The 16,175-nt window shown below is 40.3% G+C and carries 15 protein-coding genes; 2 read left to right on the top strand and 13 right to left on the bottom strand.

The features are described from left to right. Positions 1-194 precede the first annotated feature (194 nt). Both dapD and VHA01S_RS12540 read left to right on the top strand, forming a co-directional pair. The gene (dapD, locus tag VHA01S_RS12545) at positions 195-1,226 is read left to right on the top strand and encodes a 2,3,4,5-tetrahydropyridine-2,6-dicarboxylate N-succinyltransferase (protein WP_023404742.1); all 1,032 of its coding nucleotides are present in this window, start codon (positions 195-197) and stop codon (positions 1,224-1,226) included. A gap of 153 nt (positions 1,227-1,379) precedes the next feature. After that, the gene (locus tag VHA01S_RS12540) at positions 1,380-2,003 is read left to right on the top strand and encodes a DUF2796 domain-containing protein (RefSeq protein ID WP_023404741.1); all 624 of its coding nucleotides are present in this window, start codon (positions 1,380-1,382) and stop codon (positions 2,001-2,003) included. A 132-nt stretch (positions 2,004-2,135) separates the two neighbouring features. Here VHA01S_RS12540 and VHA01S_RS12535 read toward each other — a convergent pair whose 3' ends face one another. From VHA01S_RS12535 to VHA01S_RS12475, 13 genes are all read right to left on the bottom strand, one after another. Then, complete coding sequence (locus VHA01S_RS12535) at positions 2,136-3,434, bottom strand: dicarboxylate/amino acid:cation symporter (protein ID WP_023404740.1); 1,299 nt, start codon at positions 3,432-3,434, stop codon at positions 2,136-2,138. 930 nt (positions 3,435-4,364) lie between these two features. Then, positions 4,365-5,405 carry a tetratricopeptide repeat protein gene (locus VHA01S_RS12530; protein WP_023404739.1) on the bottom strand — a complete coding sequence of 347 codons (1,041 nt, stop codon included), beginning with the start codon at positions 5,403-5,405 and terminating at the stop codon, positions 4,365-4,367. Positions 5,406-5,420: 15 nt separating this feature from the next. After that, positions 5,421-6,365 (bottom strand): type II secretion system F family protein, encoded by a 945-nt coding sequence (locus VHA01S_RS12525; RefSeq protein ID WP_023404738.1) that lies wholly within the window; start codon positions 6,363-6,365, stop codon positions 5,421-5,423. 2 nt (positions 6,366-6,367) lie between these two features. Beyond that, complete coding sequence (locus VHA01S_RS12520; protein WP_023404737.1) at positions 6,368-7,333, bottom strand: type II secretion system F family protein; 966 nt, start codon at positions 7,331-7,333, stop codon at positions 6,368-6,370. A gap of 11 nt (positions 7,334-7,344) precedes the next feature. Next, positions 7,345-8,802 carry a TadA family conjugal transfer-associated ATPase gene (locus VHA01S_RS12515; protein WP_023404736.1) on the bottom strand — a complete coding sequence of 486 codons (1,458 nt, stop codon included), beginning with the start codon at positions 8,800-8,802 and terminating at the stop codon, positions 7,345-7,347. Positions 8,803-8,818: 16 nt separating this feature from the next. Beyond that, the gene (locus VHA01S_RS12510) at positions 8,819-10,033 is read right to left on the bottom strand and encodes a CpaE/TadZ family protein (protein WP_021714703.1); all 1,215 of its coding nucleotides are present in this window, start codon (positions 10,031-10,033) and stop codon (positions 8,819-8,821) included. A gap of 30 nt (positions 10,034-10,063) precedes the next feature. After that, positions 10,064-10,609 carry a TadE family protein gene (locus tag VHA01S_RS12505; protein ID WP_021714702.1) on the bottom strand — a complete coding sequence of 182 codons (546 nt, stop codon included), beginning with the start codon at positions 10,607-10,609 and terminating at the stop codon, positions 10,064-10,066. Continuing rightward, positions 10,606-11,061 carry a TadE/TadG family type IV pilus assembly protein gene (locus tag VHA01S_RS12500; RefSeq protein WP_021714701.1) on the bottom strand — a complete coding sequence of 152 codons (456 nt, stop codon included), beginning with the start codon at positions 11,059-11,061 and terminating at the stop codon, positions 10,606-10,608. The genes VHA01S_RS12505 and VHA01S_RS12500 overlap by 4 nt, the downstream gene beginning before the upstream one ends. A 2-nt stretch (positions 11,062-11,063) precedes the next feature. Next, positions 11,064-12,320, bottom strand: a complete 1,257-nt coding sequence (locus VHA01S_RS12495; RefSeq protein ID WP_021714700.1) for a pilus assembly protein TadG-related protein — start codon at positions 12,318-12,320, stop codon at positions 11,064-11,066. 38 nt (positions 12,321-12,358) lie between these two features. Further along, positions 12,359-12,598: a hypothetical protein gene (locus VHA01S_RS12490; protein WP_021714699.1), complete on the bottom strand. Its 240-nt coding sequence runs from the start codon at positions 12,596-12,598 to the stop codon at positions 12,359-12,361. A 16-nt stretch (positions 12,599-12,614) separates the two neighbouring features. Next, positions 12,615-14,078 (bottom strand): type II and III secretion system protein family protein, encoded by a 1,464-nt coding sequence (locus VHA01S_RS12485; protein ID WP_023404735.1) that lies wholly within the window; start codon positions 14,076-14,078, stop codon positions 12,615-12,617. A gap of 8 nt (positions 14,079-14,086) precedes the next feature. Next, positions 14,087-14,818: a Flp pilus assembly protein CpaB gene (gene cpaB, locus VHA01S_RS12480; protein ID WP_021714697.1), complete on the bottom strand. Its 732-nt coding sequence runs from the start codon at positions 14,816-14,818 to the stop codon at positions 14,087-14,089. Continuing rightward, a complete protein-coding gene (locus VHA01S_RS12475; protein ID WP_023404734.1) occupies positions 14,815-16,164 on the bottom strand; it encodes a DUF8689 domain-containing protein in 1,350 nt (449 codons plus the stop codon). Before VHA01S_RS12475 ends, cpaB begins: the two co-directional genes overlap by 4 nt. Between the last annotated feature and the right edge of the window lie 11 nt (positions 16,165-16,175).

Here is a 16,175-nt window from a genome sequence, read left to right as displayed (position 1 = left end):
GCCTTGCTTGCTCAATACCCGAGCGTTGGCTGGGCGCTTTATTATCAGTTTTCGTCATTTAGCTCTTTTCACGCCTGCTTGTGCTTATTATAGTGTAAGGCTATCAACAAAACTTGAGAGGTACGTCTACTCACCTTAATGCATAAAGATAGGTGGTAGTTCGTGCTAAAAACACAATATATGGAGATTAATTGATGTCTTTCTTCGCACTGGCACTCGGTAGCGCAACTAAAAACCGAGATAACAAAATTATTGAAGCTTTCTTCCCAACCCCACTACTGTCACCAGCAACTGAGCTGGTTGCTGCAGTTAAACAAGTGGTGGGTTACACCGAAGGTAATCAAAGCATCGAGATTACTCCAGAGCAATGCTCTGAGCTTGCTGGCGTATTTGAAAGCAATGGCCAAGCAGCAAGTGCTGACTTTGCAGCAAAAGCGGCGCAATCTAGCCAACCTCTTGTTGTTGTTATCTTAGCCAGTGATGAAAAACCTCAAACTGTTGCTGAAGGTTTCTTGAAGCTGCAACTGATCTCTCACCGTCTGGCTCAGCCTCACGGTATTGTACTTGATGGTATTTTTGGTCTGCTACACAACATTGCATGGACAAACGAAGGCCCGATCGATCTTCCTGAACTTGCCGATCGCCAAATCGAAGCTCGTCTTGCTGGTCGCGCACTGAGCGTAGATTGCGTGGATAAGTTCCCTAAAATGGTCGACTACATTGTTCCAACAGGTGTTCGCATTGCAGATACTTCTCGTGTTCGCCTTGGCGCACATGTGGGTAACGGCACAACAGTTATGCATGAAGGCTTCATTAACTTCAACGCTGGTACTACAGGCGTTAGCATGGTTGAAGGCCGTATCTCTGCTGGTGTTATGGTTGGCAACGGTTCTGATATCGGCGGTGGCGCTTCTATCATGGGTACATTATCTGGTGGCGGTAAAGTTGTTATCTCTATCGGTGAAAATAGCCTACTCGGTGCTAATGCCGGTCTTGGCTTCCCACTAGGTGATCGTTGTACGATTGAGTCTGGTTTGTACGTAACAGCAGGCACTAAAGTACGCATGCTAGACAACAGCGGCAAAGAAGTTGAAGTTGTTAAAGCGCGTGATCTTGCAGGCAAATCTGACCTACTATTCCGCCGTAATTCTCAAACCGGTATTATTGAGTGTCTGACCAATAAATCTGCAGTTGAGCTAAACAGCGAATTACACAGCAATAACTAATCACTGCGATTAGAACAAAACTGACAGCATAGACCTGCACCTAAATGTGCGGGTCTTTTTATATCTATTTGAAAGAAAAGAGCCTGTATATTTCAAAGGCTAAACTGGGCAATAACTATTCATTCAATATAACTTTGTCAAGGTCACTATCTTGTGCTTAGCGAGTATGCTTTAGGCTCTTTATTATTTGTTACCCTTATCATGAACACAAAACCTCATACTATGCGTATTCTCCCTGCACTCCTTTGTACTTTTATCGCAGTACCAAGCCTTGCCTCTACCTTTAGGCAGCATGGAGCTCATGTACATGGCTTTGTCACCTATGATATTGCTCAAGATGGTACCGGGCTATTAATTGAAATCTATGCGCCTGGAATGGATGTGGTGGGTTTTGAACATACTGCCAATACAGAGCAAGAAAAGACGGCAATGAGCAGAGCGAATCAACTATTAAATGATTCTATCTCGATAATAAACATAAATGCAGAAGCCCAGTGCTCAATAACAGATAGTGCAGTAAGCCTAGTTAAATCATCATTTGAACAGCCCGCAGCGCAAGATATACATAATCCTTTTGTTGAACATAGCGCACATGCTAGCTTTGATATCAAATACCAATTTAACTGCCAAAATCCGCAGCAGCTAAATGACATCAACACCTCTTGGTTTAAGCACTTCCCTGCCACTAACACCATAGCAGTGAACTACTTTACGGATAAAACTCAAAACGCAACCGAGCTAAACAAACAACAGACTCATATCCATTTAGATAATTAGACATTTAGATAATTAGTCTTCTCAAAAAAATGCCGCTCACCTAAGATGAGCGGCATTAATACCGAAGTTTAATCTCCCCTAACCAAACTGAATCAGGGCTAGCTAGGGGATAACAATCTGTTAGGTCAGCAATTATTTAGCCAGTTTGACCTCTTCGACCTTCTTTCCTGCGTCCGGATCATTGAAAGTATCAATATCCAAAGCACCTTCTGATTTACCTACAATCACAGTTACCGCACTATCACCAGTAATGTTAACCGCAGTACGAATCATATCTAATAGACGATCCACACCCATGATAAGCGCAATACCTTCTAAAGGTAGGCCTACTTGGTTCAATACCATTGCTAGCATGATAAGACCAACACCTGGAACACCTGCTGTACCGATAGATGCGAGTGTTGCGGTTAGGATAACCGTTAGGTAATCACCCATGCCTAGATGGACATTAAACGCCTGCGCAATAAACGCTGTCGCGACACCCTGCATGATGGCAGTACCATCCATGTTGATGGTTGCACCCAGTGGAATAGTGAAAGATGCAACACGGTTTTTAACACCTAAACGATGCGTAGCAGTTTCCATTGTTACAGGAATAGTGGCATTTGAAGACGCCGTAGAAAAAGCAAACATCACAGCATCTTCCATCTTCTTCAAGAAATGAATTGGATTTAGACCTGTAGTGGCTTTCAAAATCAATGGATAAACAATGAGGCCTTGAATCAACAATGCGGCAGAGAGTACCAAGAAGTACTCGCCTAAATTCATGATCGCACTTAGACCAATGGTGCTAAATAACTTCGCCATTAAGAAGAAGACACCATAAGGCGCAACATTCATTAATAAAGCCACCAGCTTCATGATCACTTCGTTTAAATCTTGGAAAGCAGCAGCAACACGCTCGCCTGTTTCGCCACACGCACTGATTGCTATCCCAAATAATACAGCAAAGACAATGATTTGCAGGGTATTACCCTGTGCCATAGAGTTAATTGGGTTAGTAGGAAACATGCCTACAATAACTTGTCCGAGTGATGGTGCTTCACTAGTAGAGAAGGTCGTAGCGGCTGCTAAATCGGCCCCTGCTCCAGGTTGAAATACCGTACCCATAAAGATCGCCATAGAGATGGCAATCATGGTCGTTACCAGATAAAAACCAATAGTTTTGCCACCTAAACGACCTAAAGTTGCTATATCCTTTAAAGAACTTGTACCACATACCAGTGACACAAATACCAAAGGAACAACTAACATTTTTAAACTAGCGATGAAAATGGAACCACCAACATCAAAAAAACCATTGACGAGGTATTCGTTAATAAATTGGTTATCGCTAAACGCTAATCGAATGATAAAGCCTGTCAATACACCTAATCCCATACCGAGCAAGACTCGGGTGGTCAGTGACTTCTTCTTTTTATCAGTATTCATCTTTGAACACTCCTATTAATCTTATAATTTCGCTTTGAACGGCTCAAAGTCGCGAAGCAGGTTAGCAGGCGAATAGGTGATAGTTATTATCATCTGTATTTAAAACAGCCAAAACGTGATAAAGATCACGATTTTGACTCCTGTTTTCTAAATTAACACACTTAATTTTTACAAAATAGACACACATCAGATAAGAGAAATATCATCTGATACTTTCTCTAAGTCTAAGTTACACAATGAGTTTCTTATCACTATTAAACAGATAACAATATTAAACCTTGTTTATCTTTGAATAATAATCCAACATTAGTGACTAAGTTCTAGATTGTTAATGGTATTAGATAGAATAGATGATAGTCACAAGTAATGCGTCACACAAACACGTTTGTTTTTTAAGCGCCAAGTCTAACGATTGAGTCATTAATTGATCATTCTAGTGTGTCAAATTCCTCACTAAAAAATCTTAATATCTAACCTTTATAAGCCTCTATTATGAACTCTGACGGTAGGCTGTATAACGCTGTATATACCTTAATAGTAATAGTGAAGTACGTTAACTTGAGTTGATCTTTGATAGAGACAAAGTGAGCGATGACAAAACATGCCTCTTTTGCTTCTATCTAGGATAGTGAGTGATGGATAGACTTTGAACTGTAGTTAACTTCCGTATAAATAGAGTTCATATAAGATCTACAGTAATTAGATTGCAAAAATTCATCTCAAATAGGCAACAACAATCACACTTATAGCGCCTTTAGTGGCATTTATCATATAGGAAAAAGCTCACAGTAAATTGTGACTTAGATCACATTGATTATTAAGCAAGCAAATGAGATAAAAATTCAAGATAAGCTAACAAGAGCCTGTATATAAACTCAACTACGTAAGAGATAGTTTTTGGCAGAAGAAGAGCTCTTCTGCCTAGTAGGATTACGCACCTGTCTGTTCTTTATCGACCTCTTCAACCTCATTAAGCCTTACTTCAGATAGTGCTCTTTCTAAGTTCTCATTAGCAATCTTGTAGTAAGACGGGTTTTTATCTATCGCTTGCTGCAAGTAAGGAATTGCCTCGTCTGGTTTCCCTTTCAGCATTAAAAAGTACCCGACATTGTTTAAAGCCTCTGGCGTGCTCATATGACGTTTGAAGATATTTAACGCTTGTCGATTGTCCCCTAAAGAAATGTAGATTAAAGCCAGATTATTCAATGCTTTCTCATTATCAGGATCCGTTTTCAATGCCCTATTAGTGATCCTCTGGGCCAAATAATAGCTGCCACTCATATAATGAGAATAACCTAGGTTAATCATAGCTTGAGTCGACCTTGGGTTTACCTCTAAAGCACGTTCGTAGTACCTTTTGGCGATATCATGCTTACTGTCTACATCAGCAAGAATTCCTAATCCCATATAGCTTCTAAATGGGCTTTTTGAATCGTAAGGCAAACTTTGTAAGATTTCATCCGTTACTTCTGAATAACTGGTCAGTACATCAGGGTTATTCAATCTCACTTGGTCGGCATTGACCGCCCTAAAAAAGTAAGAGCGTCCTTCTTCGGTTAAACCTTGCTTTGTATAAAGCAAACCTAACTCTTCTAGTGATTGAACGTCGAACTCATCGTAATCAAGAGCCTGTATATAAGCTTTTTCAGCTAACAGATAGTTGCCTTTTGCCGAATGAATTCGGCCTACGGTATATAAGGTTTTATTCTGGTGGGTTGCGTCTGTAAATGACAATGAACGTAGATATTCATATAAGGCCAAGTCATAATTCTTGGTACTTAATGCAGCGTCACCTCGAGTAATAGCTTCAATCTCTGTTTTGGGTGGTGCTTCGTTGGTCAGCGATTCAACAGGTTTACCCGCATATAAAGAACCGTCAAATTCCTTTGGTTCATTCTCTGATGATGCACATCCAACTAACGCAATACAAACCAATGTGGCTAGCGCTTTTTCCTTAATATTTTTCTTCATTAGAATCTTCCTTAATTATTTAAGCGCATCAAATAGCGTCATCAAACCCGGCCCTAACGCAACAATGAAAAAACACGGCCAAATGAATAACACCATAGGGAAAAGCATTTTAGTGGGGATTTTTGCAGCCACCTCTTCTGCGGCTTGCTTTCTTTTATCACGATAATCTTCCGTATAATCGCGTAATGTCTGAGCGATACTGCCACCGACCTTAGCAGCATGGGATAACATGCTGACTAAACCGGTAAGTTCTTCTACACCCGTTCTATCTACCAACTCTTTAAAAGCGGTTGGCATTTCTACGCCCGCTTGGATTTTGGCACATACAGTATCTAACTCCTCTGCGAGTTCAGGGTGACTAATCATAAGCTCGGTACTGATACGCTTAAGCGCAGCATTAAAACCTAATCCAGATTCAGTACATACCACTAAAAGATCTAGAGCATCAGGTACTGCGGCTTTGACTTTATCTTTTCGTTCGGAGACTAATTTAGCTAAGAACATGTTTGGACCAAACAACCCACACCAAAGAGCGACAATAATCACTAACGGCATATAACTAGATTCATGCATTAAAAGGTAAGTTGCAGCGGCGAGGAATAACCCCACTAATACTGTGACTAATTTAATCGCATAGAATAACGACAGAGCATTGGTATCATGATAACCCGCTTGGATAAGTTGTAACTGAATACTCTCGCGTTCTTTTTTACTATTTGGCACCATCATCGGAGCCATGTTACCTAAAGCCGCACCTAACTTATCAGGTTTATGAGTAGACGCTGTATCACCTCCCATCGCTTTCAATTTACGTCGAATAGGTGAGTTGATACCTAGAATCAACATGCCTACCGCTAATACGGCCAAAATAGTGCCGATTAACACCATCAACAAAAATAAATTATCTCGGGTCAAAAGCCCTGAGATTCCCATCTGTGACGCTAACTCATTAAAGTTCATGATCACACCTTGATATTGATTATTCGTCTAATCCATAACGACCCTATCGCCAAGCTAACGATACCGAAACTGACGGCCGTTATTCCCCTGGGATCTGATATCAACAAATCTGCGTGTTCTGGGTTAATGAACATGGTCACGACATACAAAGCAAATGGAGATAAAACTAAAATCCAAGAAGAAAGCCGTGCTTCTGCTGACAAGGTTCTGATTTTTCTTGATAACTTAAAACGTGCTCGCAGTACTTTAGAGACTTTATCCAAGTTTTCTGTCAAATTACCACCGGTTTCTGCCTGTAAAATAACCGCACTGGAAAATGCCAACATCGATATAGTAGGTGTCCTATCGACCATTTGCAGTATGGCTAATCGCATGTCATAGCCAAAATTAAGCAGATTAAAGGTTTTCTTAAATTCTGTGCCTATAGGTTCAGGCATCTCTTCACCTACTTCTTTGAAGGCTTGATTAATCGGTTGCCCTGCCTGCAAGACACGCTTAATCATATCTAGACCTTCCGGTAACTGCTCTTCAAATTTTTGTAAGCGATGACTGATTTTCTTTTGAATAACCATGTGCACAATGACATACACAGCAATAAATAAAGCAAGGCTGATATACCACAGTTGTCCAAGGTAAATGGAGATTCCCGCAACCACAAAACTGGCAAAAACAGTCCATCCGATAAGCTTACCTAAGGTGATATGAGTACCGGATAATTCCAACATCTTCTTTAATTTAGCGAAGATGGGGATTTTTATCATTTTTCGTTCAAATGGCGTCATCTCTTTTAAATAGTACTCATGAAGCAAAGAGAGACTTTCTTCGTCTAGTTTCTTTTGCGCATGCTTCAAGCGCTTAGTTAATTCACCATGCCTTGCCTTTTGCCCTGCAACAGGAAGAAGCAATGCTTGCGAAATAAACAACACCGCAAAAAAAAGTAATATGAGAAATAAGCCGAGATCACCCATGTCTTATCCTCCTACCCACGCTCAGTAGCTTCAAAAAGTTCGAATGGTATGTCTAAGCCACGCTTAACAAGTGCATCATGACATCCCGGCACAATGCCCGTCGCGATATAATCACCAAGAATATTGCCTTCTTCATCGATACCTTGACGCTGAAATTTAAAAATTTCAGACATGGTAATAACATCACCTTCCATGCCGTTTATTTCACAAATACTCACCATGCGACGTTTACCGTCTTCTTGACGCTCCATTTGCACGACCATATGAATCGCTGATGCAATTTGCGATCTGAGGTTCTTAGCGGACATATTCCAACCCGCCATCGCAAACATATTTTCTACACGACTTAACGCATCTCTTGGGGTATTGGCGTGAATAGTTGCCAATGAACCATCATGACCGGTATTCATCGCAGCCAACATATCTACGGCTTCAGAACCACGCACCTCACCTATAACAATTCGGTCTGGACGCATACGAAGTGAGTTTTTAACGAGATCTCGCTGTGTTATTTCACCTTTACCTTCCAAGTTAGCCGGGCGAGTTTCAAGACGAATAATATGCGGTTGTTGCAATTGTAATTCTGCGGAGTCTTCTATAGTGACAATGCGTTTATCGCTGGGGATAAATGATGAAAATATATTTAATGTTGTGGTTTTCCCTGAGCCTGTACCACCTGAAATCAATATATTGAGTTCCCCTTTGACAGCAGCTTCAATAAACTTTGCCATTTCAGGAGACAGAGAGTTAAAGCCCAACATGTTATCCATATTCAAGCGATCAACGGCAAATCGTCGAATGGAAACCGACGCTCCATCAATCGCCAGAGGTTGTATTATGGCATTCACACGCGAGCCATCTTTTAAACGGGCATCTACCATAGGTGAGGCTTCATCAATACGACGACCGACTTGACTTACAATACGGTCAATAATATTCCTTAAATGCTTTTCATCTAAAAAAGTGTGTGGCGTTCGCTCTAATCGACCAAATCTCTCAACATAAACATTTTTAGGCCCATTAACTAAGATATCCGATACAGATTTATCATGCAGTAACGGTTCTAACGGCCCTAAACCGAAGACTTCGTCTTCGATTTGCTTAATCACTCTTTTTCTACCTTCCAAACTAACAGGGTGCGTTTTATCATCATTCATTAATTGATGAATCGCTTCTTGTAGCTCTTTTTTCGCTCTGTTTTCTTCTAAATTAGCCAAAACACCCAAATCGAGAGTTTCTAATAGTTTCTTATGAAAGTAGTGTTTTACATCTAACTCTTGCTTAAGGTGCTTATCCATTTCAGCGGGAATATCGCTAGGTAAGGGCTCTCTCTTGGCAGTAGGTGCAGGTGCAGCGGGAGTATTAACTGTGTTCTCTTTAGCTGATGCATCAGAGTTATTCTCAGTTGAGGACAACGAGCTGACTTTTTTTTCAAAGTCTGGGTTTATATTTTTTCGCTTAAACAACATATATCATCCTAATTTTTCAGCTAAAGATTTTCCCTAACCAACCTGTCTTCTCTTCTTTGACAGGTGCTATAGACGAAGCTAAACGAGTGATGGCTTCTGAGACTGTTGACTTTTTTTTGCTTAAGCAAAAAGGCTTACCTAGGTTAGAGCTTTCATTGACCACCTTGTAATCATTAGGAAGAACATGAACCCTTATATCTCCTAATGCATCTTCGATATCTGTGATTTTAAGTGCTTGTTTTTTATCGTATCGATTCACCACAACCTCAACATGCTCTTTAGGTAATCCGTATTCGACTTCAAGAACACCGAGCATGTCATTGGTATTTTTTATTGATACATAACTCTGTTGAGCGACAAAATAGACCTTTGTTGATTGAGAGATTAACGAACTATAATTGGCTTCAATTCCACGAGATAAATCAGCCACAATATGTGTGTAATACTCACGAAGAACAGGTATAACCGTATGCAAACTTCGTGCTTTTAATTCATTTTCAATCGGATGCATTTGCTGAAAATTAAGAAAGCTCAAATTACAACTGTGTTTGGAAACTAATGTTTGTAAAGCCGTTTCGTCTATGTCATTTGCAGCATCAATAATGTCATGAATACCGTATTGTGGTTTCAAGTCTAAATAATCTTGTATCGCACCAAACTGTATATCTAGGTCTAAAAATAACACTCGATTTTGTTCATTTTTAGCCAGTTCAATAGCGGTATTCATTGATACTGTCGAAGCGCCACTTCCCCCTTTGCTATTCACAAAAACATGCAGTTCAGCTAACTCTTTACTGGTAAACTTTTCATCCGCAACCGCAGTAAGAATCGAGGCGAGCCCTTCAATTGTGGTCGCTTCTGATAGAAAGTCTGATGCGCCAATTCTTAATGCTACTTTTAAATCAAAACTATTCCCTTCATCTCCAAATACCACTAAAGACGAGTTACTGTTTTGTAGCACTAAGCTATTGGCATATAACTCAGTAAGTTTTTGCGCCCAATCACCGCTGGATTGAATAAAAATTAAGTCGGGGCTACTTTGGTCTTTAATTTGTTGAGAATTAAATTCATTTAAAGTAATAAAACTAACAAATGCATTGGTGCACTTGTTTAATTCGATTTCTATATGTTCTTTGAATGCAGTCGTGCTATACACAACCCATATAGATATTTGACTTTTCAATGCCAGTCTAAATTCATCATTTGCATTCATTTGCACCACTTCACTCATCTTCCTTGACCTTAGTATTATTAATAATACTTACAAACAACTGGTACTGCCCGATGGCACTGATTCCATTTCACCTATAGGTCTATAAATCCCTAAACTCTCTGCTGGCACAATCGTTTCAAAATTAGGTGTTACTACACTGCCCAACAGATTAGATAATAACGAAAATCCAAAACTGAAATTCTCAATCTTCGTACGCACAAAACGTATTTTTTCAAACTGCTCATCAACTTGTTCAACTGTAGCGCTACCGCTATTAAAAATAGCGGTATCAATGAGTTGCCCACTGCCATCTAAGTAATCAATACTGAGCATTGACGGTTCATAACCAGATGGGGCAACTGCAGTAATACTTGCCAAGCCAGGAATATTCCCTTGTTCTGTTACGTAACACACTGATGCCAATCTAGCTGATTTTCGAGTTACTTCATTTAGCATTTGCAGCGAAAAAACAAACCGTGCAAATTCCATGATGGCAAAAAGAGCGATGAGTAATACCGTCGAGACAATCGTAAACTCGATAACAGCTAATCCTCTATTCTTTTTATAAAAGCATGAGAAAGAGCCTAACTTCATGGTGATACCCTCATTATAGAAGAAGCATTCATATTCAGACTAAATACTCCGCCGATAATTGGTACTGAAGTAAAAATAGGCGCATATGCATAGTTGGCGGAAACAGTGACGTAATTGGCTGATGAATCATCTACTGATATATTTGATGCCGATAATCCAGGTAAGATTGATTCCATATTTTGATTATTTGACGTACCCGTTTTATTGCCAAAAACAACCATATTTTTGATTTCACTATTATCTGCAATCAGTGATGCTCTATCAGTCCCGTAAACATCAATAACCGCGTATCTAGCCCCGTTCTGTAAGGCTTTATTCAACATTGTATAGTGCATAAAAATGCGCCCCACCTCGAATATGGCACATAGCAATAATAATAAAATGGGTAAAATCACCATCATTTCAATAGCCGCTAATCCATGTTCCTTGCTATTCGTTCTCGTAAAAATCATAGCTACGCTCCTGAACTGTTAGGATCTTTGTATAGTTGGATCTTATAAGCTCCTGATGTACTTGGCGTGGTAGGAAAGGTGGCATTATTTACCAGACAGTCAGTATTAAACTCTCCGTATACTTTTTGTGGTTCACTATTACCATTGCTTGTAGGCGCTTGCTGAGAAAGAAAGAAGCATCCTACTGAAACAACATTAAACTCTGCATTTGCACCATTCCCACCGGTATTATTTGAACAATCTATAATTGGCACAGATAACAAACGGCGACCAGGAACTCCACCAGCTTGTTCGGTGTAGTTACCATCTGCAATATCTTGTTGATAATCAGCATAGGTAAAATCAGAGGTGATATTGCCATCATCATCAGTGGTAATATTCGCTTCTTTAACATAAATATCAGGTGGATAATCACTCGCTGACATACCTTGATAGCTACCAAAACGAGTATTCAGACCTTTTTTTACTAATCCAACACTATTACCCGTCGCAACGTTAACAGAGCCACCAGATAGACAACCGTCATAGCCACCCGCTAATTGCTCATCAACTTCACCTTTACCGGTAAAATCTAATAGCTGAAAGTTCCCAGGGGTATCAAAATCCGAATCTTTCCAGCTTGATTCTTTTAATACTTGATAATCACCTTCACTGTACCCACCAAACTCATCATCTGAACTATCTTTAGCACATACAGCCATAGGTACTAAATTACAAAGCTCAGAGGAACTCGACACCGAAGAACTTGGCCCGGCCACCGCACTGGCTGAAACAGATTTACTGGCGTTAAATAAACCGACAAAAAAACCCTCTAAGGCAACGCCTGTCACCTGAACTCGTACATAGACATCATTAAACTCGCCACTTGCATTTTTTCGTTGAAAGCTTGATGAAGGAAAAACCGTAGGATCATTGGAAAATTGGATAAGGATGATTGCACTATCGGACAAAGGTAAAGAAAGAGATGAGCCTCCTGCACCAAAAACTGCATTCTGCGTCACTGTTATTTCTGAATTTCCAGCTGATGATGAGTAATTTTTGACTGAGTCTAACGCAGCGTTTGCTATCTCTTGAGTTGTTTTGCCTGAATCAGCGACTACAGCAGCAGCCAATGCTGCTGCATCGACACTATTTTGTACTCTTGCCTTATTTAACACCACATGATTCATATCGATAGCAAGAGCTGCAAACCCTAACAATACTGTTAGTGCTAGGGTAAAAATAATCATGACTAACCCTGATTGATTATTTCTATTCATATTGCATCCTTGCATACACGCCACCTTACCCTCACAGGCTAGAGGTTGAATCCTGTGATCGAGATATCCTTACTACTACCTTTATTATAGCCTTCAATTGTTGATTGGGCTCTTTCACCACTGCCGTCCGGTACTATCCCTTTATTCTCTTCGGTTGCTTGTGGATTATAAATTTGTTCGTTTTTCACTAAATTTACTGCTGTTCCTAACTTTGGGTTATTTGAACAGGCGGTTAAACCTAAGATAAACAACATCACAAAAACGGGCTTAAAATTCATAACTTGCTCCTTGCTGTTATAAGGAATGTCCAAATTGACCTTCTGAGCCACCGCTTGCCGTTGAGGCTTGAACGCGTTCTGTTGATTGCTCCTGTTGTTTTGGTTTGACTCTTTCATTATCTAAATAAGCACCTTTACCCAGTAAGTAAAACTCTATATCGGTAGGTTCCACAAACGCATCGGTAGGCAGAGCAATCTTGTCTCTATCCACAGGTTTTGCCAAACGAGGAGTAACTAAAATAACCAGTTCTGTTTCACCTGATACGTACTGCTTACTTTTGAAAAGATTGCCCAGTACCGGAATGTCACCAACACCTGGGACTTCGTTGGCTACATCACGACTGTTCTCGTTCAATAAACCCGCAATACCAATTGTTTGCCCGTCAGCCAATTCTATGGTTGATGAAGCGCTACGCTTTGTTAAAGGTGGCACTATATAAGCCGCGTTAATATCACCGGGGTTATAGGCAAGAGCACCCGAGGTTGCCACCTCACTGACATCCACTGCTAACTCTAGGTTTATTTTCTTATCGCTTAGAACAATAGGAGTGAAGTGAACACTGACACCGTATTCTTTATATTCGATACCAATGCCATCATCACTAGGGATAGGAATTGGAAATTCACCACCGGCTAAAAACTTAGCCTCGGAGCCACTTAGGGTTGTTAAGTTTGGTTCTGCAAGCACTTTAGCGACGCCATTTTCTTTGGCGATATCCAAAGCAAAAGTAAACAGCGTATTACTATCAACTAACCCGCCAAGTATACCGAAATCATTTACCCCAACACTGTCCACAATAGGTAAAATACTACCGCCAGCTTCACCAATACCGCCACCCGCACTCGTTAACCCCCAAGTGAAATCACCACTTTGTTGGAAAAAACGAAAGTTAGAATCAAAACGACGTACTAATGAACGTTGCACTTCAGCAACAGTAACCTCTAGCATTACCTGCTGTGCTCCACCAATAGTCATAAGGTTAATCACGCCTGACTCGGCTTGTCCTGCATCACCATCAGAAGCATTAACGGCTTGACCACCGGAGAAGGTTTGAGCAACCTTCACCGCTATATTCATATTTTCTTGGCTGCTCACTAAACCGCTGAGTATCAATTTATCTTGAGCGCTATGAACTTTTATTTCTTCGTCGGGTAAGAAGTCATACAACTTAGATTTTAAATTATTAAGGTCATGCGTAACCTCAATATTTAAAGACTCAATCAATCGACCTTGAGCACCCCATGCTGATAAATTAGTAGAACCTAATTTTTTACCAATCAGAAAAAGCTCATCAGCTTTTAGCATCACGATATCCAGGACCTCAGGATCGCCTAGTGAGACTTTTTTAGCCTTACCAGAAATCTTCACATGAGTTGACTTGTGATGAGGAATAGTAATGGTGTTCCCCGACTGCGTGGTTGCTTGAACCGAAGGTACTAGCAAGGCAATCAAAGCAAATATTGCAAAAATCCGTTTCATGATAAGCCTCAATTATTTACGCGAACGTTAGATTGGGTTGTGCCTTTGATAATAGTGACGCTTGGAGGAGCAACGTACCGTCTAACTGGTGGATCTATAGCTTGAGGGTTACGAAGCGCAAGTTGTATCGCTCCTCTACTGTTTTCCGATAACAGTTTTTCTGCTTCACGAGGAGTCACTTCTAAAGTCACTGCGCGCACAATAATAGGTTTGTTTTCACTGGTTTTAGCTGTCTGATCGACCGCAAGCACCTTAATATTTTTAAGAACCGTTTTAGTGCGATTATTAACGGTATTTAAAATATCGACTTTATTTCCAGGAAGTAGAAAACCAGCAACACCCACAACGTCATTTACACGTATCGTTACTGCGCGTTTATTCTCAGGAATCAATACCGCCAAACTGGCACCTTCGTTAGGGCCACCAAAGTGCGATTTATGTATTAATTCACCTTCAAAGACAGGCGATTTAGCGACCATTCCCACTAATTCAGAATAGTTTTGTACTTGATTCGCATTTTGCCATGCTGATTCAAGTTGTTTTTTAGTCAGGTGTTTTTCTTCAATGACAGTACCTTCTGGTATATCTACTGCGGCGATAACGGTCGGACGTCGTTCTACCGTCTCAACCTTAACCTGAGGCTTAGTTTGGCCTTCCATCCACTGCTTAGCGACCATGACGGCACCAAGGCCAAAGACTACTGACAGAATTAATAAAAATATTACCGTTCCTTTACTCATAATACTGATTCTCCCTGTTCGTCAGCAGTGAAATAAAGATCCCATGCCCTTTGTAATATAGTCGAGTCTACCTGAGGTGCAATTTCTTCAAACTGAATAATATCGAGGCTGATTCCTAATATATCTTTTGGAAGACAAGGAAAATAACCGACTTTATGTAAACTATGCAGATTTAATAAGGTCTCTACCGCACTCGGTAATATTTCTAATTTCTTACTCTTTGACAGATCGGACCATAAATTTAAATAGTCGCTTTCAATAAGTGGTTGGAACTGAATTTTATAGCCTAAGCGTCTTAAAAAAGCAGGATCGGCAATGGTTTGTGGGTCTAAGTTAGTTGAAAATGCCATTGTTAACACAAATGGAATGGTAATTTGCTGACCATTCGGTAGAGATAAATGGTCATAGTTATATTCCATAGGCACAATCCATCTATTGAGCAAGGTCGCCACTGGCATAGGTTGGCGCCCCAAATCATCAACAACGAGAATGCCGTTATTTGCAATCATTTGTAAGGGTGCAATCCAAATTCGGTTATGCTCTGTATGGTTAACCTCCAACATATCCATTGTCAGTTCACCACCAACTTGAACATTAGGTCTCTCACACAATACCCAACGTTTGTCATAGTGGCTCTTTAAACTGATCACATCTCGGTTATGGCTATTATTAACGGGAGTATGATGCTGTTCTGAAAAGACTTTTATGATATTACCAGCAGCATAAACAGAATGAGGGACATATACAGAGGTATTGAGTGAATTGAGTATTCTAGCCGCAACAAAGCTTTTCCCTGTACCAGCATGTCCATAAAGCAATAAAGCTCTTCCAGAGTTGATAGCAGGACCTAATACCGGCACTAATCTTTCAGCGCCGTACACATCATTTAATGCACGCTCGACATCAGGTCTAGTCACCAATTGCGCACGTAAATCCTGAGCTTCAACCATGCTGTTGTATGTCTTTAAAGACACCGGCACAGGACCAATATAAGCATCTTTTTTAAATGCTAAATCTGCTTTATTTTGCCCTTGCTCCGATAATGCATATCGCACATGACTTTTTGCTGATTCAGAAAACAGTGACGTTGAAGAGGGTTGGAACACCTCTACAAACGCTTTCTTTCTTAAATCTGCCAAAATATCTTCGATTAAATGGGTCACGATCCCCAGATACTTAGCGAGCTCTAAAACATCGGATTTAGGGTAAGCAGCAAGATGCTTCAATATGAGGTTTTCAACAATTACCTGAGGTATTTCTAACTCATCAAATGATGAAATAATAGGAGGAGCACTGACCTGAGGGGTTAGCTTACAAACTTCATCCTTTAGTTCTGTCGCGCTCATTTTAAATCCCT

The sequence above is a fragment of the Vibrio halioticoli NBRC 102217 genome (assembly GCF_000496695.1).
GTDB classification, from domain to species: domain Bacteria; phylum Pseudomonadota; class Gammaproteobacteria; order Enterobacterales; family Vibrionaceae; genus Vibrio; species Vibrio halioticoli.
This window is presented reverse-complemented; position numbering and strand designations above follow the sequence as displayed.